Annotated in this window: 19 protein-coding genes; 13 read left to right on the forward strand and 6 right to left on the reverse strand. The window is 70.2% G+C overall.

Annotated elements, in window-relative coordinates:
* The first annotated feature begins 20 nt into the window (after positions 1-20).
* The 5 genes from Q9R08_RS16755 (at position 21) to Q9R08_RS16775 (ending at position 6452) form a co-directional block, all read left to right on the forward strand.
* Positions 21-947, forward strand: coding sequence for a carbohydrate ABC transporter permease (locus Q9R08_RS16755; RefSeq protein ID WP_308869282.1), 927 nt, complete (start codon positions 21-23; stop codon positions 945-947).
* Positions 934-1857 carry a carbohydrate ABC transporter permease gene (locus Q9R08_RS16760; protein ID WP_418001366.1) on the forward strand — a complete coding sequence of 308 codons (924 nt, stop codon included), beginning with the start codon at positions 934-936 and terminating at the stop codon, positions 1855-1857. The genes Q9R08_RS16755 and Q9R08_RS16760 overlap by 14 nt, the downstream gene beginning before the upstream one ends.
* A gap of 95 nt (positions 1858-1952) precedes the next feature.
* The gene (locus Q9R08_RS16765) at positions 1953-3290 is read left to right on the forward strand and encodes an ABC transporter substrate-binding protein (RefSeq protein ID WP_308869283.1); all 1338 of its coding nucleotides are present in this window, start codon (positions 1953-1955) and stop codon (positions 3288-3290) included.
* A gap of 199 nt (positions 3291-3489) precedes the next feature.
* Positions 3490-5346, forward strand: a complete 1857-nt coding sequence (locus tag Q9R08_RS16770; RefSeq protein WP_308869284.1) for a DUF6807 family protein — start codon at positions 3490-3492, stop codon at positions 5344-5346.
* The gene (locus tag Q9R08_RS16775) at positions 5343-6452 is read left to right on the forward strand and encodes a Gfo/Idh/MocA family protein (RefSeq protein ID WP_308869285.1); all 1110 of its coding nucleotides are present in this window, start codon (positions 5343-5345) and stop codon (positions 6450-6452) included. Before Q9R08_RS16770 ends, Q9R08_RS16775 begins: the two co-directional genes overlap by 4 nt.
* An 18-nt stretch (positions 6453-6470) precedes the next feature.
* Here Q9R08_RS16775 and Q9R08_RS16780 read toward each other — a convergent pair whose 3' ends face one another.
* Positions 6471-7517: a LacI family DNA-binding transcriptional regulator gene (locus Q9R08_RS16780; RefSeq protein ID WP_308869286.1), complete on the reverse strand. Its 1047-nt coding sequence runs from the start codon at positions 7515-7517 to the stop codon at positions 6471-6473.
* A 244-nt stretch (positions 7518-7761) separates the two neighbouring features.
* On the opposite strand from Q9R08_RS16780, the gene Q9R08_RS16785 reads away from it, so the two are divergent.
* From Q9R08_RS16785 to Q9R08_RS16795, 3 genes are all read left to right on the forward strand, one after another.
* Positions 7762-9105: an ABC transporter substrate-binding protein gene (locus Q9R08_RS16785; protein WP_308869287.1), complete on the forward strand. Its 1344-nt coding sequence runs from the start codon at positions 7762-7764 to the stop codon at positions 9103-9105.
* A gap of 97 nt (positions 9106-9202) precedes the next feature.
* A complete protein-coding gene (locus Q9R08_RS16790; protein ID WP_308869288.1) occupies positions 9203-10543 on the forward strand; it encodes a carbohydrate ABC transporter permease in 1341 nt (446 codons plus the stop codon).
* Complete coding sequence (locus Q9R08_RS16795) at positions 10543-11520, forward strand: carbohydrate ABC transporter permease (protein WP_308869289.1); 978 nt, start codon at positions 10543-10545, stop codon at positions 11518-11520. Before Q9R08_RS16790 ends, Q9R08_RS16795 begins: the two co-directional genes overlap by 1 nt.
* Before the next feature lie 79 nt (positions 11521-11599).
* Here the strand turns inward: Q9R08_RS16795 and Q9R08_RS16800 are convergent, their stop codons facing one another.
* Both Q9R08_RS16800 and Q9R08_RS16805 read right to left on the reverse strand, forming a co-directional pair.
* A complete protein-coding gene (locus Q9R08_RS16800) occupies positions 11600-12274 on the reverse strand; it encodes a DUF305 domain-containing protein (protein ID WP_308869290.1) in 675 nt (224 codons plus the stop codon).
* A 7-nt stretch (positions 12275-12281) separates the two neighbouring features.
* Complete coding sequence (locus Q9R08_RS16805; protein WP_308869291.1) at positions 12282-12986, reverse strand: DUF3105 domain-containing protein; 705 nt, start codon at positions 12984-12986, stop codon at positions 12282-12284.
* Between the two features lie 360 nt (positions 12987-13346).
* Here Q9R08_RS16805 and Q9R08_RS16810 point away from each other — a divergent pair, with 360 nt between their 5' ends.
* A complete protein-coding gene (locus Q9R08_RS16810; protein ID WP_308869292.1) occupies positions 13347-14714 on the forward strand; it encodes a multidrug effflux MFS transporter in 1368 nt (455 codons plus the stop codon).
* Positions 14715-14721: 7 nt separating this feature from the next.
* Here the strand turns inward: Q9R08_RS16810 and Q9R08_RS16815 are convergent, their stop codons facing one another.
* Complete coding sequence (locus Q9R08_RS16815; protein ID WP_308869293.1) at positions 14722-15222, reverse strand: nitroreductase family deazaflavin-dependent oxidoreductase; 501 nt, start codon at positions 15220-15222, stop codon at positions 14722-14724.
* A gap of 132 nt (positions 15223-15354) precedes the next feature.
* Here Q9R08_RS16815 and Q9R08_RS16820 point away from each other — a divergent pair, with 132 nt between their 5' ends.
* From Q9R08_RS16820 to Q9R08_RS16830, 3 genes are all read left to right on the forward strand, one after another.
* Positions 15355-16014, forward strand: coding sequence for a phosphatase PAP2 family protein (locus Q9R08_RS16820; RefSeq protein ID WP_308869294.1), 660 nt, complete (start codon positions 15355-15357; stop codon positions 16012-16014).
* Positions 16015-16023: 9 nt separating this feature from the next.
* Entirely contained in the window at positions 16024-17985 is a 1962-nt protein-coding gene (locus Q9R08_RS16825) for a helicase HerA-like domain-containing protein (protein WP_308869295.1), read from the forward strand.
* Between the two features lie 95 nt (positions 17986-18080).
* Positions 18081-18737 carry a DUF305 domain-containing protein gene (locus Q9R08_RS16830; RefSeq protein ID WP_308869296.1) on the forward strand — a complete coding sequence of 219 codons (657 nt, stop codon included), beginning with the start codon at positions 18081-18083 and terminating at the stop codon, positions 18735-18737.
* 92 nt (positions 18738-18829) lie between these two features.
* Here the strand turns inward: Q9R08_RS16830 and Q9R08_RS16835 are convergent, their stop codons facing one another.
* Positions 18830-19576: an IclR family transcriptional regulator gene (locus Q9R08_RS16835; protein ID WP_308869297.1), complete on the reverse strand. Its 747-nt coding sequence runs from the start codon at positions 19574-19576 to the stop codon at positions 18830-18832.
* Positions 19573-21012 carry an APC family permease gene (locus Q9R08_RS16840; RefSeq protein WP_308869298.1) on the reverse strand — a complete coding sequence of 480 codons (1440 nt, stop codon included), beginning with the start codon at positions 21010-21012 and terminating at the stop codon, positions 19573-19575. The genes Q9R08_RS16835 and Q9R08_RS16840 overlap by 4 nt, the downstream gene beginning before the upstream one ends.
* A gap of 252 nt (positions 21013-21264) precedes the next feature.
* On the opposite strand from Q9R08_RS16840, the gene Q9R08_RS16845 reads away from it, so the two are divergent.
* Positions 21265-22110: a hypothetical protein gene (locus tag Q9R08_RS16845; RefSeq protein ID WP_308869299.1), complete on the forward strand. Its 846-nt coding sequence runs from the start codon at positions 21265-21267 to the stop codon at positions 22108-22110.
* Positions 22111-22121 lie beyond the last annotated feature (11 nt).

Here is a 22121-nt window from a genome sequence, read left to right on the forward strand (position 1 = left end):
CGTGCCCGCGGAGCCGCCGCATGAGCGCCATCAGCGAGCTCGGCAAGCTCAAGACCGCCAAGTCCGGCGGCAAGAAGCAGAACAAGGCTGCGTACCTCTTCCTCGCCCCGTGGTTCGCCGGGCTGGTCCTCATCACCATCGGACCGATGGTGGCGTCGTTCGGCCTGTCGTTCACCCGCTACAACCTGCTGAGCGCGCCCAAGTGGATCGGCCTGCAGAACTACGTCCGCATGTGGGAGGACGAGCGGCTGCACACCGCTCTCCAGGTCACGTTCACGTACGTGTTCGTGTCGCTCCCTCTGCAGCTGGCCGTCGCGCTGTTCCTGGCGATCGTGCTGGACCGCGGGCTGCGCGGACTCGCCTTCTACCGGTCGGCGTTCTACCTGCCCTCGCTGCTCGGCGCCAGCGTCGCGATCGCGATCCTGTGGCGCCAGATCTTCGGCGTCGACGGCCTCGTCAACCAGGTGCTGGCGGTCTTCGGCATCCAGGGGCAGGGGTGGATCTCCAACCCCGACACGGCCCTCGGCACACTGATGATCCTCAACGTCTGGACGTTCGGGTCGCCGATGGTGATCTTCCTCGCCGGTCTGCGTCAGATCCCGACGATGTACTACGAGGCGGCCGACGTCGATGGCGCGAGCAGGCGTCAGCAGCTCTTCCGGATCACCGTGCCGCTGCTCACACCGATCATCTTCTTCAACGCCGTGCTCCAGCTGATCGGCACGTTCCAGTCGTTCACGCAGGCGTACATCGTCTCGGGAGGGACCGGCGGCCCGGTCGACTCGACGCTCTTCTACACGCTGTACCTCTACCAGCAGGGCTTCACGAACTACAACATGGGCTACGCGTCGGCCATGGCGTGGCTGCTGCTGGTCATCATCGGCATTCTGACCGTCCTGATGTTCTGGACCTCGAGATTCTGGGTTTTCTACGATGACCAAGATTGACGACGCCGCCATGACGGCCCCGCCCGCGACCGAGACGATCGTCACCGGCCGCGCCCCACGCCTCCGGCGCCGGAGCCCCTTCCGCAAGCCGCTCACGAGCATCGTGCGCCACACGCTGCTCATCGCGCTCGCGCTGGCGATGCTGTATCCGGTCATCTGGATGGTCGTGAGCTCGCTGCGGCCGAACGACGAGATCTTCCGCGACCCGAGCATCATCCCCGACAGCTTCGAGGTCTCGAACTACACCGACGGCTGGAACGCCCTGGCGTACCCGTTCAACGTCTACATGTGGAACTCGGCGCTGATCGTGATCGGGTGCATCATCGGCAACCTGGTGTCGTGCTCGATGGCGGCGTACGCGTTCGCCCGTCTCGACTTCACCGCCAAGCGGTTCTGGTTCGCCGTGATGCTCCTGAGCATCATGCTCCCCATCCACGTCATCATCGTGCCGCAGTACGTGCTGTTCTCCCAGCTGGGCTGGGTGAACACCTTCCTGCCGCTGATCGTGCCCAAGTTGCTGGCGACCGACGCCTTCTTCATCTTCCTGATGGTGCAGTTCATCCGTGGCATCCCGAAGGAGCTCGATGAGGCCGCGCGGATCGACGGGGCGGGGCATCCGCGCATCTTCCTGCAGATCATCCTGCCGCTCATGGTCCCGGCCCTGGCGACGACGGCGATCTTCACCTTCATCTGGACGTGGAATGACTTCTTCTCGCAGCTGATCTTTCTCACCAAGCCCGAGCTGTACACCGTCCCGCTGGCGCTGCGCTCGTTCGAGGACGCGCAGAGCACCACCAACTACGCCCAGATGTTCGCGATGAGCGTCGTCTCGCTCGTCCCGATCTTCCTGATCTTCCTGTTCGGCCAGAAGTTCCTCATCAAGGGGATCGCGACGACCGGGATCAAGTGACGTCCGCGTCACACACACCTTCGCGGGCCGCCAGGCCCACCCTCATCACACGCACCAACACCCACTCACCGACTTCGGTCGAAAGGATGCAAGACATGCGACGCACCACAACCGCACCGCGCTGGTTGCTGCTGACCTCCGTCGGCGCAGCGACGATGCTGACGCTGACGGCGTGCGCGGGACCGACGGAGACCCCCGCGACCGGCCCGACCCTGTCAGACGAGCCCGTGACGCTCAGCTTCACCTGGTGGGGCAACGACGTCCGCCATGGCATCACCGAGGAGCTCATCGCCGCCTTCGAGGCCGAGAACGAGAACATCACCATCGAGCCGCAGTACACCGACTGGGCCGGGTACTGGGACAAGCTGGCGACGACGGTCGCCGCCGGCGACGCCCCCGACATCATCCAGATGGACGAGAAGCAGCTGTCGACGTACGCCGCCAACGGCGTGCTGCTCGACCTCGGCACCCTCGGCGACCAGCTGCCCACCGGCGACTTCCCCGAGGCGGTGCTCGGCACCGGCGCCCTCGACGGCACGCAGTACGGCATCCCGGTCGGCATCAACTCCTACACCTACATGGCCAACGTCGACGTTCTCGACAGCCTCGGCATCGAGCTGCCCGACGACGAGACCTGGTCGTGGGACGACCTGAACGAGATCGCCGAGGAGGTCACCGCGGCCAGCGGCGGCGCCGTCGTCGGCTCGCAGTCGTGGGGATTCGAAGACGGCGGTCTCAACAACTGGCTGCGTCAGCACGGCGAGTCCCTGTACGCGGAGGACGGATCGCCGGAGGTGACGGCGAGTGCCAAGACGCTCGCCGCCTGGTGGCAGAACCTGCTCGACGTCACCGAGGCGGGCGGCACCCCCGACCCCTCCGCGACGATCGAGCGCGAGTCCGCGGGCCTCGCGGAGTCGTTCACCGCGACGAACCAGTCGGCCTTCGGCCCGTGGTGGTCGAACCAGGTCGCCGCCCTGCGTGAGGCGAGCGGCCAGAACCTCGTGCCGCTGATGGTGCCGACGCCCGACGAGGGCGAGAGCGCGGCGGCCTACTACAAGCCGTCCATGTTCTGGTCGGCGTCGGCGAAGACCGAGCACCCGGCAGAGGTCGCGCTGTTCCTCGACTTCCTCTCCAACAGCGAGGAGGCGGCGGATCTGCTGCTCGCCGAGCGCGGAGTGCCCGCGAACGAGAAGATCCGCGAGTACATCACGCCCAAGCTCGACGAGGTCAACCAGGAGGTCGTCGACTTCCTCGACGAGATCGCACCGCGCGTCGGCGACGCCCCGCCGGCGACCCCGCCGGGCGGCGGCGCGATCGAGACGATCATCGACCAGCACACGCAGCGCGTGCTGTTCGGCGAGCAGACGCCCGAGGACGCCGCCGAGAGCTTCATCGCGGAGCTGCAGCAGGCCCTCGACGACGCCGCCATCTGACCGACGACCGGGCCGCGTCCTCCCGAGGCGCGGTCCGTCGTCCCCAGACCGCACGGGGCCGGACCGAAGTGATGAGGGGTCCGGTCCCGGGCGGGCATGCCGAAAAACCGCCCGGCGACCGTCGCCGGACAGAAGTATCACGCGCGAATGCGCCGCACCGGGCCCGACGACGCCCAAGATTGAGAGAGGAGGGGATCCGTTGACCGAGGTCACATCGCGCCCGATCACGATGGCGCAGGTCGCGCAGCACGCCGGAGTGTCGCAGGCGTCGGTGTCGCGCGTCCTCAACGGCGTCGCCACCGTCGACCAGGCGATCGTCGCGAAGGTCAACCGGGCGGTCGCCGCGCTGAACTACTCGCCGAGCGAGGCCGCGCGCAGCCTCGTGCGGGGGAGCAGCCACACCATCGCGCTGCTGGTGCCCGACCTCGAGAACCCGATGTTCCAGGGCGTGCTCAAGGGCCTGACCGTGGCCGCGGCCCGCGACGGCTACCGCGTGCTGGTCGCCGACAGCGCGGAGTCGGTCGGCGTCGAAGCCGACATCGCGGGCGAGGCGCGCAGCAAGTGCGACGCACTCGTGCTGGTGTCGCCACGGATGCCGGATGCCGAGCTGCGCGAGCTCATCCAGCGCACCACGCCCGTCGTGGTGGTCAACCGGCGGGTGGACGACACCCCCGCAGCACAGCTCTCGGTGGACTACGCCACCGCGGTCAAGGAGCTCGGCGCCCATCTGCGCGGCTTCGGCCACCGGCGCATCGCGTACGTCGCCGGACCCTCACTCAGCTACGCGAACGAGCAGCGCGCACAGGGCCTCGGCGAGCTCGCGCGCGAGTACCCCGACCTCGAGTTCCTCACCATTCCGGCCGGGTCGAGCATGGAGGCGGGCTACGACTCCGCCGACGCCGTACTCGAGACGGGCGCGACCGCCGCCATCGCCTTCAACGACCTCGTCGCGCTCGGGCTGATGTCGCGCCTGCGCGAGGTCGGTGTCGAGGTGCCCGAACAGCTGTCCATCGTCGGGATCGACGACATCCCGCAGTCTCGTTTCGCCGCCCCTCCGCTGACGACCATGTCGGTTCCGCGGATCGAGATCGGGCGGCAGGCTTGGAATCGCATGCGTCAAGCGCTGGACGGCGAGAACGCCGACCACCCCCTGTTCTATCGGCCCGTCCTCGTGGCGCGGCAGAGCTCCGGTCCGGCATCCCACGCGAGCGGCTGGGTGGGTCCCGCCCGCCCGGTGCTGCGGCTGGGGTCGACCGTGGTCGCCCAGTACGAGGAGGGCGCGACCGTCGACTCGGTGCTGTCGCCCCGGCCGTACCTCGACGCGGTGATCTCGCGGACGGGGACCCCGCTCACCGTCACCGAGCCGACCGACCACCCGCACCATCTCGGGGTCAGCCTGGCGATCGCCGACGTCAACGGCACGTCGTACTGGGGAGGCCGCACGTACGTGCGCGGCGAGGGCTCGATCATGGTCCCCAATCACGGCCGGCAGCGCCGCGATCGGCTGCACATCGACGGCCACTCGCTCGACGAGCGGCTCAGCTGGGTCGACGAGCACGGCACGACGCAGCTCGTCGAGGTGCGGGAGCTCCGCTCGGCCGAGCTCGAGAAGGGCTGGGCCCTGCGCTGGCGCAGCCATCTCAAGGCGACGCTCGACGCCATCACGTTCGGCTCGCCCGCGACGAACGGTCGCGAGGGTGCCGGATACGGCGGCATCTTCTGGCGATTCGCACCCGAGATCGCCCGGGTGTTCAGCCCCGCGGGCGACACCGAGCGCGACGTGCACGGCGCGGCGACGCCGTGGCTCGCCTTCACCTTCCCCGACCGCGGCACGACCGTCGTGCTCACCCAGGGCGACGAGCGCCTCCCGTGGTTCGTCCGGTTCGCCGAGTATCTCGGTGCCGGCCCATCGGTGGCATGGGACGAGCCGCGCACGATCCCCGAAGGGGGAGAGCTCGATCTAGAGCTGACCGCCTACGTTCTCGACGAGGAGCTGGCCGACGCCGCTGCCGTCGAGGCGGCCCTTCCCGCGCTGCGCGCTCAGGCGGGGCTGTGACCGGACTGCTTCGCGTCGGCGTCGCCGGTGTCCACGGGCACGGTCGCAGCCACGTCGACGCCGTGCTCGCCGGCGCGGACTTCGAACTCGTCGCCGTCGCCGACCCCCGGGGCGGCGGCGACGTGCCTTCTTCGACCCGCGTGTTCGCCGATGCCGCGTCGATGATCGACGACGTCGATCTGGATGTGGTCGTGCTCAGCACGCCGATTCCGACGCACACCGAGCTCACACGGCTCGCGCTCGCGCGCGGCGCAAATGTGCTGCTCGAGAAGCCGCCCGTGCCCTCGGTCGCCGACCACCACGCCCTCCTGAGCGCGTCGGATGCCGCCTCCCGTGCGGTGCAGGTCGGCTTCCAGTCGCTCGGCAGCGAGGGTGTGGCCGCTACCGCCGAGACCCTGGCATCCGGGGTCATCGGGGACCTGGTGCACGTCGGCGCGGTGGGGCAGTGGTCGCGGTCGGAGCAGTACTGGCGCCGGGCGCCGTGGGCCGGCCATCGCGTCATCGACGGACGGCTCGTCGGAGACGGCGTCGTGACGAATCCGCTGGCCCATGCCGTGGCCACGGCGTTCGCCATCGCCGGGGCGGCCGCCCCGGAGGACGTCGTGTCGATCGACGCGGACCTGCGCCGCGCGAACGACATCGAGACCGACGACACGTCGTCGCTCGTCGTGGGGCTGCGCGGGGGCACCCGCGTCGCCGCGGGTCTCGCCGTGACCGCTGCGCGACGCCGCGAGCCGTACGTCCTGGTGCGGGGCACCCGTGGCTTCCTCGTGTACCTGTACACGCTCGACACCCTCCACGTCCACCTGGACGGGGCGTCGCTGCCGCGCGCGTACGCGTTCGAGCGCATCTCGCTGCTCGACGATCTGGCCGCGCACATCCGCGACGGCACGGAGCTGCTCGCTCCGCTGCACCGCACCGGCGCGTTCACCCGTGTGCTCGAGGCGATCGTGACCGGACCGCCGGCCACACCGATCGACCCGGAGCTCGTGCGGGTCGAGGGCGGCGCCGACGGTGACACCTTCCGCCAGGTGATGGGCGTCGAGGACGCCGTCGAGCGCGTCGCGTGGGAGGGTCGCACATTCCGTGACCTCGGGCTGCTGTGAACGAGCGGGGTTCGCTCTCTAGCCCCGGCGGGGTCCGACGCCGATGATGGCGGACGCGTCGTCGTCGACCGCCGCCGTGGAATTGCGCACCACCAGCGGCGAAGCCTCGTAGAGCCGGTTCATCGGCGCGTCGGGATCGTCGAGCTGCCACATCAGCAGCTGCACCGCCGCCCGGCCCTGCTGGTGCGGGCGCTGCTGCAGCGTCGTGAGCGAGAACATCTCGGCGTACGCGTGATCGTCGATGCCCACGACGCTCAGCCGCTCGGGAACACGGATGCCGAGCCGGCGGGCCGCGATGATCGCACCCACCGCGACCTCGTCGCACACGCCGACGATCGCGGTCGGTCGGGTGCGCCGGTCGCCCAGCAGCTCTACGGCGGCGCTGTAGCCGCCGGGCAGCGCGACCTCGGACTGGACGTGACGAGCGGACGCCTCGAGCCCCGCCTCGCGCATGGCGATGCGGTAGCCGTGCAGCCGGCGCCCGTCGCCGAAGCTCGTCCGGCGCCCGTCCGGATCGCCGCCGAGGAACACGATCTCGCGGTGACCCAGGCCGATGAGGTGCTCGGTGGCGATGCGCGCGGCCGCTTGGTCGTCGATCGACACGGCGTTCGTGCCGACGTCGTAGCCGCCGACCGCGACCACCGGCTTGCCGAACGCGACCAGCCGCTCGAGCTCGCGCGCGCTCGGCTCGATGCCCACCGCGATGAGCCCGTCGAACCGCTTACGGGCGAGGAAGTGCTCGAACATCTCGCGACGCGCGGCCGACTCCGGCGGCGCGCCGTACAGGGCCAGGTCGTACCGGCGCTCCAGCAGCGCGTCCTGGATCCCCTCGAGCACCTGGGCGAAGAACCACCGGTCGAGCGACGGCATGACGACGCCGACGGTCTGGGTGCGACCGGTCACGAGGCTCACCGCACTGGTGGTGGGGACGTAGCCGAGCGTTGCTGCGGCATCTCGCACCCGCGCCCGCGTCGCCGCCGAGACATAGCCGGAGCCGGTGAGGGCGCGGGAAGCCGTCGACTTCGAGACGCCTGCCGCGCGAGCCACGTCGGCGATGCCCGCCATCGGGTCCTCCTCGCCTCCGGGGACGCCGCCGTCGCCCAGATTGTGGAACCGGTTCCGGGCCTCATTGTGCCGTGATCGTCTCGCGGATGCCACCCCGGCTTTCGGTGTTTACCGACTTGTGATCCACGGGCGTTGTGCCGTCATGCGGCATCCCCTACCGTGAACATGGAATCGGTTCCCGATTCACACGTGCGGGGCCTGAAACGCTGCCGGCCCCGCGGACTCGAAGAGGAGGCAGACGAACATGACTGCACTGCGATCACGTCGTCGACACGGCTACATCGCTCTGGGGATCGCCACCGTCGCGGCTCTGACTCTCGCGGGCTGCGCCGAGGGCGGAGACGAGGGCGGAGACGGCGACGGCTCGCTCGAGGGCGAGACGGTTGAGATCTCCGGAGGCATCACCGGCACCGAGGCGGACTCGCTTCAGAAGTCGTTCGACCAGTTCACCGCCGACACCGGCATCGAGGTCGTCTACACGGGCGACAAGGGGTTCGAGGGCAACATCGTGACGAAGGTCGCCGGAGGCTCGGCGCCTGACATCGCGATCGTGCCGCAGCCCGGCCTCCTGGCGTCGCTCGTCGGCACCGGCGAGGTGCAGGAGGGCACGGACGAGGTCTCGGCGAACGTCGACGAGTACTGGGCCCCGGCCTGGAAGGAATACGGCTCGGTCGACGGCACCTTCTACGCCGCACCGATGCTCGCGAACCTCAAGGGCTACGTGTACTACTCGCCCGCGAGCTTCGAGGAGTGGGGCGTCGAGATTCCCACGACGTGGGACGAGCTGCTCGAGCTCACCGCGACGATCCAGGAGAAGACGGGCCAGGCGCCGTGGTGCGCCGGATTCTCGTCCGAGGCTGCATCCGGATGGCCGGGCACGGACTGGGTCGAGGACCTCGTGCTGCGTCAGGCCGGCGCCGACGTCTACGACAGCTGGGCCGCGGGCGACACCCCGTTCACCGACCCCGACATCGAGGCGGCGTTCGACGAGGTCGCGAAGATCCTTCTCGACCCGAAGTACGTGAACGCCGGATTCGGAGATGTGAAGAGCATCAACTCCACCGCCTTCGGCGATCCCATCGCCTCGGCGGTGGCCAACGGCACGTGCGCACTCACCCACCAGGGCTCGTTCCTCACGGCGAACTTCCTCGCCGTGCAGACGGCCGAGGGTGCCACCCCCGACGTGGCGGAGGACGGCGACGTGTACGCGTTCCTGCTTCCGGGCTTCGAGGGTGAGCCGTTCTCGGTCGAGGGCGGCGGCGAGTTCGTCACCGTCTTCTCGGACGACGCCGCGACGCAGGCCGTGGCCGAGTACATGTCGACCCCGGAGTTCGCGGACGCGCGTGTGGCGCTCGGCGGCGCCATCTCGGCCAACACCGGCGCCGACCCGTCGCTGGCGTCGAGCAAGTTCCTCACGGACGCCATGACGGTCGTTCAGGACCCCGAGACGGTCTTCCGCTTCGACGCCTCCGACCTGATGCCGGCGACCGTCGGCTCGGGCTCGTTCTGGCGCGGCATGGTCGACTGGGTCGACGGCAAGCCGACGCCGCAGGTCCTGGAAGACATCCAGGCAGGCTACGAGAACTGACGCACCGCGCCTCGGCGCCGGGTCCGCACGCTCTTCGGGCGGCGGACCCGGCACCGGGGTGACGTCATCCGTCGGCGTCGACGGGGGAAGGCAGAACATGTCTCAGACCACATCAGCGACGGAGCAGGCGGAAGCAGCGCCGCCTCCCGAGCGCGGCGGCAAGAAGCCGCCGTCGCGGACGACCACGCGGCTCGTCGTCACGATCGGCTTCATCCTGATCGCGGCGCTCCTGATCTTCCTCTTCCTCAGCCCGCCGGCACCCGACGCCCGGCCGACATCGCTGGGATTCTCGTTCAACTCGTTCTTCCAGTGGATCGGCAACCTGGGCCCCATCGTCCAGATTCCGATCGTCCTGCTGGTCTTCGGCGTGGTGGTCGCGGTCCTCCTGGTGCTCATCGAGTACGCGCCACGCCAGGGCACGGGCTACTTCTGGCTGCGACTGGTCTCGTGCTTCGCGATCCCGCTGCTGGCGTTCATGATGCTGCGGCCGTACCAGAACGCGGTCATCTACGTGATCCCGATCGCGCTCATCGCGGGCGGCCTGCTCTTCTACGCCGACTACCGTGCCCGCGAAGGGGCGGGGTATCTGTACCAGCTGACGCTGTTCCTGGCGCCGGCGGCGATCCTGATCCTGATCGGCCTCATCTACCCGTCGATCGCGACGATCATCCAATCGTTCTTCGACAAGACCGGCGAGAACTTCGTCGGCATGGAGAACTACGTCTGGGCCTTCACCAACCCGCAGGGGTTCTGGTCGATCATCAACACGCTGATCTGGGCGATCTTCGCGCCCATCTTCGCGACGGTCGTCGGACTCGCGTACGCCGCCTTCATGGAGCGCGCGCGCGGTGACCGCATCCTCAAGATCCTGGTGTTCATCCCGTTCGCGATCGCCCCGGTCAGCATCAGCCTCATCTGGAAGTTCGTCTACGACTACCGGCAGGGGGAGCAGATCGGACTTCTCAACGCGATCGTGGTCGCGTTCGGCGGAGAGCCGGTGAGGTGGCTGGACGTCTGGCCGCTCGTGAACACGTTCTGCCTCCTGTTCGCCTTCGTGTGGGCGCAGACCGGTTTCGCGATGGTGGTCCTGTCGGCCGCCATCAAGGCCGTGCCGGCCGAGCAGATGGAGGCCGCGCAGCTCGACGGCACCAATGCATGGCAGCGGTTCACCAACGTCACCGTGCCGGGCATCCGCACCGCGATCGTCATCGTCCTCACGACGATCACGATCTCCGCGCTCAAGCTGTACGACATCGTGGCGGTGATGACCGGTGGCCGGTCGAACTCGACGGTGCTGGGCTTCGAGATGGTGAACCAGCAGCAGCGTTTCCAGAGCTACGGGCATGCGGCAGCGCTCGCGGTGCTGATCTTCGTGTTCGTCACGCCGCTGATCATCTACAACGTCAGACAGCTCCGCCGGCAGAGGGAGGTGCGGTGATGACCGCCGTCGACTCCAAGACCACCCCGCAACTCGACAGGGCGGCCGCGCGCAAGGTCGCGCGCGAGACTCGTCGCAATGAGGCGCAGGCGCAGAGGCGCATGACGTCGCCCGTGGCGACGGTGATCGCCGTCGCGATCGCCTTCCTATGGACGATCCCGACGCTCGGGCTGCTCATCACATCGTTCCGTCCGGGGGCGGATTCCGCGTCCTCCGGGTGGTGGACGGTGTTCACCGACCCCGACTTCACCTTTGGGAACTACCAGGCCGCGCTCACCTCCGGCGGCACGGCGCTCACGCTCGGCGAGTCGTTCCTGAACTCGCTCGCGATCACGATCCCCGTGACGATCTTCGCCCTCGCGATCGCGTCGCTGGCCGCCTATGCGTTCGCGTGGATGGACTTCAGGGGACGCGGCGTGCTGTTCGTGGCGGTCTTCGCGCTGCAGATCGTGCCCATCCAGATGGCGCTGGTGCCGCTGCTGAGCCTGTTCTCGCGCGGGCTCGAGATCGGCGACGTCGCGGTGTTCCCCGGCCTCGAGATGCGGGAGGTCGACCACAGCTTCGCGACGATGTGGATCGCGCACGTCATCTTCGCCCTGCCGCTGGCGATCTTCCTGCTGTACAACTTCATCGCGGAGATCCCCTCCGACGTGATCGAGGCGGCGCGGGTGGATGGCGCGGGCCACGGCCAGATCTTCTTCCGCATCATCCTGCCGCTGGCGACCCCGGCGCTCGCGTCGTTCGCCATCCTCGAGTTCGTGTGGGTGTGGAACGACCTGCTCGTAGCGACGATCTTCGCGCCGTCGTCGTCGCTGCCGATGACGCAGACGCTGAACTCCCTGTCCGGGTCGTGGGGTGATCAGTGGTTCCTGATCTCGGCAGGTGCGTTCCTCGTGCTGGCCGTGCCGCTCATCGTGTTCCTCTCGCTGCAGAGATTCTTCGTGCGCGGCCTGATGGCGGGTGCGACGAAGGGCTGACCCATCGGAGAGCGGGTGCCGCAGGCAGGCGTATGACGACTGCCCGCGGCATCCGTCTTTCCAGCGTGTGGGGCCGGCGTCAGCCGGAGCAGCCGAGGCGCGTCTGGATCGCCTGCATCGCGTCGATCTCGGAGGTCTGACCGCTCTTGATGGCACCGGCCACCTCGAGTGCGCGCGGGTCGGAGCCGAGCTCGAGGAGCGCGTCCGCCATCGGGATCGCGCCCTCGTGGTGACGGATCATGAGCTCGAGGAACAGGCAGTCCGCCTCCTTCCCGGTGGCGGCCTCCAGTGCGGCGATCTCGTCTGCAGAGGCCATCCCCATGGCTTCGTGCGCCTCGTCCTCGGTCATCGCCGCGCCGGCGGTGCCGCCGTGGTCGTGGCCGTCGGCCGCGGCATCCATCCACTGCATCATCGGGCCGCCGCTCTGGGGGAGGCCCCACTGCACGAGCCAGTCGTACATCTGACCCCGCTGGCCGGCCTGGCCGGTGGCGATGTCGTAGGCGAGGATGCGCAGCTCGTCGTCCTCGGTCTTGCCGTAGATCTCCATCGCCATCTGGATCGCCTGGGCATGGTGCACCTGCATGTCGCGGGAGAACCCGGCCTCCGGCGAGCTCGTGCCGGGGGTCGTCGCGGCGGCCTGGGAGCCGAACGTCGAGAACCTTCCGACCGCGAAGCCGAGCGCCGCGATGAGTACCAGAGCGACGCCGATCACGAGCCATCGCCGGGCCGCCCCGGTCGACGTCTCGTCCGACACGCGGCGCCTACTTCTTGCCCGGCGCGTCGAACGCGCCGGTGCAGGCCGCGCCCGGCTCAGGAGCGTTAGTGCTGTTCCAGTACGTCTTGATGAACTCCTCGATGCGCTCGTCGTCGGCGGAGTCGACCTTGAGCTGGGCGTTCCACGCGCTGAGGGCGATCGGGGTGTCCATGTCGTTGTACGGCGAGAGCACTGTGTATGTCGACGGGAGCGCGTCCTCGAGCTGGGCGATCTCCTCGTCCGACACCTGCGCCGGGTCGTAGGTGACCCAGACCGCGCCGTGCTCGAGAGAGTGGACGGCGTTCACATTGGGCACGGGCTCGGTGTAGACGCCGCAGTTGAGCCACGCGACGTTGTGGTCGCCGCCCGCCGGGGGAGTCTGGGCATACTCGACATCGCCCTCGACGTGGTTCGCCGTGTTCGTGAACGTCTCGACGCCCTCGATGCCGCTGCCGTCGCCGTCGCCGCGCGCGTACGACGGCGCCGGTGCGGGGGCGAACACGATGGAGGCGACGATCGCGCCCACGACCAGCACGGCGGCGGCGGAGCCGACGATCCACCACACCAGCTTGCTGCGACGGCGCTTGGCGAGCTGCTTCTGATACTCGGCGAGCTTCTCCTGGCGCTTCTGCTCGCGCTGCTGCTTGACGGTGAGGTCGATCTTCGCCTGCGTGGCCGGGTTGCCGCTCGTGCGCTTGTCGGTCGGGGTCATGCTCGTGATCTCTGCCAATCGATGAACAGGGGTCTGGGCGCCCGGCGCATGCCGCACGACGGCGGATGACGGGTTGTCCTCATCCTATGCGAGCGCATGGGTCCGGCCCTGAGAAGGCGCCGACAGCGCTCGTCGTCGCCCGGAGTCGCGGGTGCGGCCGGGTGGCGGCATCCGTTATCATGGGAACTCGAATCGATTCGACCATGCGGTCGAAACGCGGATCCCGGTGCCGATCGGCAGCGCCGGACGACCCGCTTCCCCTCGGTCCGTCTCCCTGCGCCCGCACCGCCTCGCCGCGATGTCGACGCCGTTCCTCCCTACGCCGCCGTCGAATCTCCCGCCACGAAACGAAACCCACTGTTGCTCGACACCGCATCGCTCCCCGTCCAGAAGCCCCAGACACCCGCTGACCGCCCGCACGAGCCTCAGCCGCATCCGCACCCGACGTCCACCGGGGCGATCCGCACCCTCGGGAGCAACCCGGCCACAGCGCCGATCGTGCTGCACCCCGGCGACTCGATCCCGCATCGTCGCCGCGTGCTCTACATCGTGCTGCTCGGCGCCCTGACGGCGCTCGGCCCGTTCACGATCGATCTCTACCTGCCGGCGTTCCCGGTGCTCGAGGCCGACTTCGACACCACGGCCGCCATGATCCAGCTCACGCTCACCGGCACGATGATCGGCTTCGCGCTGGGGCAGCTGATCGTGGGTCCACTGAGCGACAAAGTGGGTCGCCGGGTGCCGCTGCTGTCTGTCACGGCCCTCCACGTGGTCGCGAGCGTGGCCGCCGCGCTCGCCCCCACCCTCGAGCTGCTGTCGGTGGCGCGGGTGTTCCAGGGCGCAGGAGCCGCGGCGGGCGGCGTCGTGGCCGCAGCGATCGTGCGCGACCTGTTCGGGGGTCGCCGCCTGGTCGTCATGCTGTCGCGCCTCGCGCTCGTCTCGGGTGTCGCGCCGGTGCTCGCTCCGCTCGTCGGCTCGGCGCTCTTGGCCGTCATGCCGTGGCGCGGGGTCTTCGTCGTCCTCGCGGTGTACGGCGCGATCATGCTCGTCTCGGCGATGGTGTTCCTGCCCGAGACGCTGCCGCCTGCGCGCCGCCGCGAGCGAGGCTCGACCACCGTGTGGCAGCGCTACCGGAGCGTCTTCAGCGACCGGGTGTTCATCGGCGTGCTCATCATCGGCGGCATGACGTTCTCGGGCCTGTTCTCGTACCTCTCGAGCTCGTCGTTCCTCTTCCAGCTCAGCTACGGACTCAGCGCCCAGGAGTACGGCCTGATGTTCGCGGTCAACTCCTTCGGCGTGGTGGTCGGCGTGCAGACCGCGTCGCGCCTGGCGGCCCGCTTCGGCCCGCAGTGGGTGATGGCGTGGTCGACCGCGGTGCTCGTCGTCGCGGCCGCGGCCATCATCGTCACCGACCAGCTGGGCCTCGGGCTCTGGGGGACGATCGTGCCCCTCTTCGTCTTCATGACCGGGTGCGGTTTCACGTTCCCGTGCGTGCAGGTGCTGGCGTTGGATCGTCACGGCAAGGCGGCGGGCACGGCGCAGTCGATCATCGGCGCGACGAACTTCGGCGTCGCCGGGATCATCTCGCCCCTCGTCGGGTGGATCGCGAGGGATGCCGGCATCACGGCCACGACCATGGCCTCGGTCATGGTCGGCTGCGCCGTGGTCGGCCTGCTGTCGCTGTGGCTCATCGTGCGCCCGCGCACGGTCGAGCGACTGGCTCCCTGACTCCGGCTCAGTCCGCTTGCGCCACCGGCTGCAGGCGGAACAGGCGGACGGTGCGACCGGACTCGCGCTCGTAGTTGCGGTAGCCGGGCCACTGGGTCTCGATGCGCGCCCACACGGCGTCGCGCTCGGCGTCCGGCACCGGGGTCGCGCGGACGAGCATGCGCCGCCCGCGGACGGTGATCGCGGCATCCGGATGCGCCAGCAGGTTCGCCGTCCATGCCGGGTGGCGGGCGCCGGCGAAGTTCGTGCCCGCGACGATCGCGCGCCCCTGACCGTCGGGCGTGTACATCAGCGCCGCGTCGCGGGGCTCGCCCGACTTCGCTCCGACCGTGTGCAGCACGAGCGACGGCACCAGCAGCGCGCTCACCTGCACCCGGCCGTGCGAGATCCACGCGACGAAGCGCTCGACCGGCGGCAGCAGCAGGGGCCCCAGCACGCGCCGGAAGACCCTGGTGCGGGTGAGGGGCGCGACGATGGCACGGACGATGTCGACGGCCTTTGCTGGCATGGTCCCCATCCTGCCCGACGCCGACGGCGCCGTCACGGGCGGTGCGGCCCGGTGGGGCGGGAGGTTGTCAAGGGGTGCGCGGAAAAAGCCCGGATGAGGTGGATCGTGCGGCTTGCCGGGCAGAATGGGGCGATGACCACGACAGAGCGGCGGGTGGCGGTGCCCGTCATCGCCTACCTGATCGCCGGGTCGGGGCTGGTCGTGCTGTCGTGCCTGCTCGGCTGGTGGATCTTCTCGCGCGGCGAGGAGCCGTTCGCCGTCGACACCGCGTGGAACGCCCTCGTCGCGCAGTTGTGGACCCCGGTCCTCACCGGCTTCTCGCACGTCATGGACTTCGTCGGCGGCGGCTGGTTCAGCGTGCTCGTGGTGCCGATCGGCGGGGCCATCGCGCTCGTCGTGCTGCGGCGCCCCTGGGCAGCCGCATACTTCCTGGCCGCCGAGGCGGTGTCGGCCGCAGGCGTGCAGGTGCTCAAGCACACCTTCGGGCGGGTGCGTCCGGAAGACATCCTCGTCCTGTCGGACTACGGCTCATACCCGTCGGGGCATGTGGCCAACGCGGCCACGATCGCCGTGGCGGCGACCGTGATCTTCCCCCGGCTGTGGGTCGGCATCGTGGGCGCCGTATGGGTGCTGCTCATGGCGTTCAGCCGCACCTACCTGCACGCGCACTGGCTGAGCGACACACTCGGCGGCGCCATGATCGGGGCGGGCACGGCCCTGCTGGTGGCGGGCGCCTTCGCGCTGCCGATGGCGCGGGAGGGAACGGACTTCCGGCGAAACGCCCGTGACTAGGCTGAGCGCATGACCGCGCCCGATTCGCCCGCGCCCGATCCGGCCATCCTCGCCGCCGAGGCGGAACTCGCCCGGCTGCGCGCTGAGGCGGATGCCGCCGAGGCGCAGCTCAAGGCCGCACAGGCCAAGGCCGCGCTCGCGGCCGCCGAGGCCGCCGCTGCGAAGGCCAAGGCGACCAGCGCCCCCGCCCCGGACGTCGAACCCCCTGCCGAGCCGGCCGATCAGACCTCGGCATCGGCCACGCCCGGGCCCGCGCGAGCGCCCGGCTCGGCGTCGCAGACGCAGGAACAAAGTCCCCACCCGACCATCCCCCCGACTCCGTCCGGCCCGCTCACTCAACAAGACATCCAGAAGATCACCTCCGGGTACACGTTCGAGGAGACCACCCTCGACCTCGGCGCGCTGCTCAACGGCGACCCGGTGCCCTCTGCGCAGATCCGCATCCCGCTCGGCATGATGAATCGCCACGGGCTCGTCGCGGGGGCCACGGGTACGGGCAAGACGCGCACGCTGCAGGGGCTCGCCGAGCAGCTCGCGGCGAAGGGCGTGCCGGTGTTCGCCGCCGACATCAAGGGCGACCTGTCGGGCGTCGCGACGCCGGGCGAGCCGAGCGAGAAGCTGCTCGCGCGCACCCGCGCGATCGGGCAGGACTGGCAGCCTGAGGCGTCCGCCACCGACTACTTCGCGCTGGGCGGCATCGGCAAGGGCGTTCCGGTGCGGGCGACGGTGTCGGGCTTCGGGCCGCTGCTGTTGAGCAAGGTGCTGGGCCTGAACGACACGCAGGAGTCGAGCCTCGGCCTGGTGTTCCACTACGCCGACGCCAACGGCCTCGCGCTGGTCGACCTGTCAGACCTGCGCGCCGTGCTCAGCCACCTCACCAGCGATGAGGGCAAGGCAGAGCTCAAGGAGCTGGGCGGGCTGTCGGCGGCGACGGCGGGCGTGATCCTGCGGGAGCTGATCACGTTCGCGGATGCCGGAGCCGACGTCTTCTTCGGCGAGCCCGAGTTCGACGTGGCGGACTTCATCAGGACGGCACCCGACGGGCGCGGCGTCATCAGCCTGCTCGAGGTGCCGGGTGTGATCGACAAGCCGGCGCTGTTCTCGACGTTCCTGATGTACCTGCTCGCCGAGCTGTTCGAGATCCTTCCCGAGGTGGGCGACGCCGACAAGCCGAAGCTGGTCTTCTTCTTCGACGAGGCGCACCTGCTCTTCAAGGACGCGTCGAAGGACTTCCTCGCCGCGATCGTGCAGACCGTGCGCCTCATCCGGTCGAAGGGCGTCGGCGTGTTCTTCGTGACGCAGACGCCGAAGGACGTTCCCTCCGACGTGCTGGCGCAGCTGGGCTCGCGCGTGCAGCACGCGCTGCGCGCGTTCACGCCCGACGACGCGAAGGCGCTGCGCGCGACCGTCGGCACCTACCCGAAGTCCGGCTACGACCTCGAGCGCGTGCTGCAGGAGCTCGGCACCGGCGAGGCCATCGTCACCGTGATGAGCGAGAAGGGCGCGCCCACTCCGGTCGCCTGGACGCGGCTGCGCGCGCCGCAGGGGCTGATGTCGCCGACGCCCGACCCCGCGATCGAGGCGGCGGTGAAGGCGTCGCCGCTGCTCGCGAAGTACGGCACGGCGATCGACCGGGAGTCGGCGCGTGAGATCCTCACCGCGAAGATGAAGGCCGCCGACGATGCCGCCGCCGCGGAGGACGCGGCCCTCGCGAAGGCGAAGGCCGATGCCGAGTACGCGAAGCAGAAAGCCGCCATCGACAGGCAGCAGGCCGCCGCCGACAAGGCGAGCGCCGCTGCCGAGAAGAAGGCGCAGCAGGAGTACGAGCGGCTGCTCAAGAAGACGGCGGGCACGAGCCGCACGTCGCGGTCGGCCCAGAAGTCGCCGCTCGACCAGATCCTCAACTCCAAGTCGACGCAGACTATCCTCGGGGGAGTGATCCGCGGGATCTTCGGCACCGGCAGGCGCTGAAGCATCCCGGCCCCGCCGGCGCACGTTCCCGAGCTCCGCGCTGCGCGACACGCGGCGACGCGTGGGCGGATCCCTCCGACCCGGAAGGCCCCCGCGTGCGCCGCAGAGCTGTCGTCATCGTCGCGCTGGCGCTCGCCGTGGCGACGGCTGCCGCGGGTATCGCACTGGTGATCGCCGCGACGACGGCCGGCACCGGCGCGTCGCGCGGGGCGTCGTCCGGCACGAGCGCCGCGCCCTCGGCAACCGCGTCGCCCTCGATCCCCGTGACGGCCGACGACTACTGCTACGTCGAGGCGATGATCTACTACCGCGTCAGGGAGCAGGAGCTCGCGCAGACGCTGCTGCGGAAGGAAGGGCTCGACGCCGGCGCGAGCGGCTTCGCCACCGGGATCGCCGCCCGCGACGAGGACGAGCTCGCGGATCTCCGCGAGTGGTACGTCTCGTGGGTGGATGCGCGTCCGGTCGAACCGCCCGCCGACGGACCGTGCGGCGGCCACGGCGCCGATCACGCGCAGATGCCCGGCATGCCCGCCTGGACCACGCTGCAGGGCTTCGTCGACGCGGAGCACCCCGACGCCGAGCGCCGGTTCGCCGAGATCCTGCGCGCCCAGAACGCCGGGATGGTGGCCCTGGTGACCCTGATCCTCGACGGCGACCCGCATCCCTCCGTCGCGGACTCGGCTCAGCGAGTGCTCGACCAGGCCGCCTCCGATGCCGCCATCATCGACGGGATCCTCGCGCAGGCGCCCTGACCGTCGGCGAAGACGGATGCCGGCGGCATCCGCCCCTCTCCGGGCTCGATGTCGACGCCGTCTGGTTCGAGCGACGCTGTGGCGCCGGGGCGTCACCAGTCGCTGAGGGCGCCGATCGGGGCCAGTGCGCGCGCCGCGTCCCGCAGCGCGCCGACGTGGCGTGCGGCTACCGAGAGCCGCGAGATCGAGGTGGACAGGGTCACCGCTCCGACCGGACGGGCGGCGTGGTCGTGGATCGGCACGGCGAGGCACCCGCGGTCGCTGCTGAGCAGCGCGACCTGCTCGGTGTAGCCGCGCACCGCGTACGCCTCGTGGATGGCGCGGACATCGCCGGACGCCGCGTCGATCCGCCAGCTCGGCGCCTGCGGCAGACGCCGGTCGGGATGCGCGACCAGCCAGAGGTGTCCGATCGCCGATCGAGTGGGGTCGGCGAGCAGCACGTCGGGGTCCGACAGCGGCTGGGCGGCGTCCTCATCGATCACCAGCAGCCCGGAGCGGTGGAACGCGAACAGGTGCACCGCCTCGCCCGTCTCGCTGCGGAGGCGCTCCACGACCGCGGCGTGGGCCGGTCGTGTGCGCGCGCCCACGATCGCGGCGAGCTCGAGCACGCGTGTGCCGAGAAGGAACCCCGAGAAGTCCGGTCGCCGCACGAGGTACTCGTCGCGGACCAGGGAATTGACCACGCGGTACACCGTCGCCCGCGGGGCGCCGACGGCGCGGGCGATCTCGGCCGCCGACGCGCCGCGGTCGTCGCGCGCGACCTGCTCCAGGATCTCCAGCGCGAGGCCGAGGCCCTTCTCCGGAAGCCGGGTGTCGCCCGCGAGACCCGCGCCGCTCACCTCCGGGCCGGCCCTTCGATGCAGTCCGAGTCGATCGGCCAGTCGTGCACGCCGATCCGCGCCGCCACGCGAGGGTGACGTGCCAGCCGCAGCGAGCCGGCGCCGACGACGACGGCGAGGATCCCCGCCGCCCACAGCAGCCCGCCGGGATTGTCTCGCAGCGTCGCGGCGAGATAGAACCCCAGCACGCACAACAGGCCCGCGAGGGGGAGTGCGCTGATGGCCACCGCGCGCACGGTGAGCTCGCCGATGCGCGCGAGGAAGACCGGCGCCGCCGCACACACGAGTGCGTAAGCCAGCACGAAGCCGATGATCGACGCGGGCGAGGTGACGATCCGCAGGTCCTGCCGGCTGCCGCCGACCGCGAGGATCGCGACGGGCACCGCGGTCACCACCGTCGTCAGCAGCACGCCGGCGACCGCGGGCACGCCCCGGGCCGAGACCCGGCCGAAGACCGCCGGCAGCAGGCCCTCGCGGCTCATCGCGAACCCGAGCCGCGTCGCCGCATTCGTCATCGCCAGGGCGCAGGCGAGGAAGGAGATCGCCACGATCACGTCGATGAGGCCGGAGAGGCCCGTCACCGCCGCGAGGGATGCCGCGCCCGGCCGCTCCGCCACGATCGACAGCTGCGCGGCCGTCCCGACCAGCATCACCAGGCCTGTCGCCCCCACGCTCACCATCACCGCGCGCGGCACTGCGGCGAACGGACGCCGCGTCTCCGGCCCGAGAGCGGCGCCGCTCTCGAAGCCGACGAATCCGATGAGGGCGAAGGCGACGCCGGTGATGATCGCCTCGAGCGAGAAGTCCGACGGGCGGGGGACGAGCAGCCCCAGATCCCACCGGGTGAGGCTGAGGGCCGCGATCGAGAGCACCAGCACCGTCAGCACCGCGATCGACTCGAGCACCAGCAGCATGCGGGTCGACATCCTGAGTCCGCGGGCGACCACCAGGGCGATGATGCCGCCGAACGCGGTGACGAGGACGACCACGAGCCACGGGGGAGCGGTGCCGCCGCCGAGAAGATTCGCGAGTCGCTGCGAGCCCGACGCCAACGTGTTCACCGCGACGGCGAGGTAGCCGATGCCCAGGGCGGCTCCGGTGACCAGGCCGACGTGGGAGCCGAGGCCGCGCGCGGCGAACGTGTAGAGCGAGCCCGTGCTGGCGATGCGGCGCGCGAACATGCCGATCACCAGCCCGACGCCCACCACGAGGGTGATCGTGATCGCGATGTCGAGGAATGCGAACGATCCGCTGCGCGCGTAGGCGGCGGCCGGGTGGATCAGCAGGACGCCGGCGGGCGCGGTGGCCGCCACGGACTGCGCGACGACGTCGATCGTGCGGGCGTGGCGACGGCGCAGTCCCGCGAAAGGCGAGCTTGACCCGAGGTCGTTCCTCGGCCGGGCCCGCTCGATCGCGTCCGCGAGTGCAGTGCTCACGCGTCCTCCTCGGTGCCCGGCGCTCGCCGCGGTGCGGCTGGCCGCGACGCTACCGGCCCTGCGTTGCCGGAAACGGCGGTCCGTGTTTCGGCCTCGTGACACGAGGTGAGATCAGCGGGCCGGAATCGGCCGGCGGCGTCTCATCGGGATTTCGCTCGGTGTTCGCGACCCTGTACGACGGCGAAACGGGGCGGGAGAAGGATCGGCCCCGACGCGGGTGCGAGCCGCGTCATCGCCCTCGAAAGGAACCCTGTGACCGAACAACAGCTCACCCCCGAGGGGGACTCGCCGCCCCCCTCGCGGCAGCGGCCGACACTCCGCGGCCGACTGCTCACACCGCGCGTCCTCGGCATCGGCTCCGCGGTCGCCGCCGCGGCCGCCGCCGTGGCACTCGTCTTCGCCACGCAGACCGCGGTGCAGGCGACCTCGTCGCCCGAGACCACGGCATCCACCCCCATCGCCGCCGACAGCACGGACGAGGACGCGCCCGAGAAGGCCGAGGAGGTCGCCAAGCCCGCGACGATCGCGGCCGCCTACGACGCTCTCTCGGGAGCCGAGGTCGAGTACGTGCGGTTCGTGGGTGCACAGGACGCGGCGTTCGCGGCCGGCGTCGACGTGTTCGGCGAGCCGGGACTGCAGTTCCTCTCCACCGACGTGGCCGACCCGCAGGCGTACTCCGACGGACAGCGGCGCCTGATCTCGCTGTACTACGACTACGCCACGAACGAGACGGTCAGCATGATCGTCAACGCGACGACCGGTGCGGTCGAGGCCGTGGACCGCGCCTCGGGTACGCAGCCCGCTCCGACGGACGCCGAGACCTCGCTCGCGTGGGAGCTGCTGCTCGACTCCGACGCGGCGCAGCCCGTCGTCGATGAGTTCGCCGCACTCACCGGCGGCTCCGTCCTGACCCCGGCATCCGCCGAGGTCCTCCTCACCGCCCACTCGTTCGTCACGGATGCCGGATCCTTCGGTGCCGAGTCGTGTGGCGTCGACCGGTGCGTGCAAGTGCTCGCACAGGTCGACGGGGGCGCGTTCCTCACCACCAGCACCTTCGTCGTCAACCTGTCGACGCGGGCCGTCCTGTCCATCTCATGACCATGGAGACC

Origin of the sequence: Microbacterium psychrotolerans, from assembly GCF_031085295.1 — a bacterium.
Lineage (GTDB): Bacteria > Actinomycetota > Actinomycetes > Actinomycetales > Microbacteriaceae > Microbacterium > Microbacterium psychrotolerans.

Excerpts from the sequence above, each read along its gene's own strand:
- Q9R08_RS16755 (WP_308869282.1), top strand. The coding sequence starts at position 21 with ATGAGCGCCATCAGCGAGCTCGGCAAGCTCAAGACCGCCAAGTCCGGC.
- Q9R08_RS16760 (WP_418001366.1), top strand. The coding sequence starts at position 934 with ATGACCAAGATTGACGACGCCGCCATGACGGCCCCGCCCGCGACCGAG.
- Q9R08_RS16765 (WP_308869283.1), top strand. The coding sequence starts at position 1,953 with ATGCGACGCACCACAACCGCACCGCGCTGGTTGCTGCTGACCTCCGTC.
- Q9R08_RS16780 (WP_308869286.1), bottom strand. The coding sequence starts at position 7,517 with ATGGCGGGCATCGCCGACGTGGCTCGCGCGGCAGGCGTCTCGAAGTCG.
- Q9R08_RS16785 (WP_308869287.1), top strand. The coding sequence starts at position 7,762 with ATGACTGCACTGCGATCACGTCGTCGACACGGCTACATCGCTCTGGGG.
- Q9R08_RS16790 (WP_308869288.1), top strand. The coding sequence starts at position 9,203 with ATGTCTCAGACCACATCAGCGACGGAGCAGGCGGAAGCAGCGCCGCCT.
- Q9R08_RS16795 (WP_308869289.1), top strand. The coding sequence starts at position 10,543 with ATGACCGCCGTCGACTCCAAGACCACCCCGCAACTCGACAGGGCGGCC.
- Q9R08_RS16805 (WP_308869291.1), bottom strand. The coding sequence starts at position 12,986 with ATGACCCCGACCGACAAGCGCACGAGCGGCAACCCGGCCACGCAGGCG.
- Q9R08_RS16815 (WP_308869293.1), bottom strand. The coding sequence starts at position 15,222 with ATGCCAGCAAAGGCCGTCGACATCGTCCGTGCCATCGTCGCGCCCCTC.
- Q9R08_RS16820 (WP_308869294.1), top strand. The coding sequence starts at position 15,355 with ATGACCACGACAGAGCGGCGGGTGGCGGTGCCCGTCATCGCCTACCTG.
- Q9R08_RS16825 (WP_308869295.1), top strand. The coding sequence starts at position 16,024 with ATGACCGCGCCCGATTCGCCCGCGCCCGATCCGGCCATCCTCGCCGCC.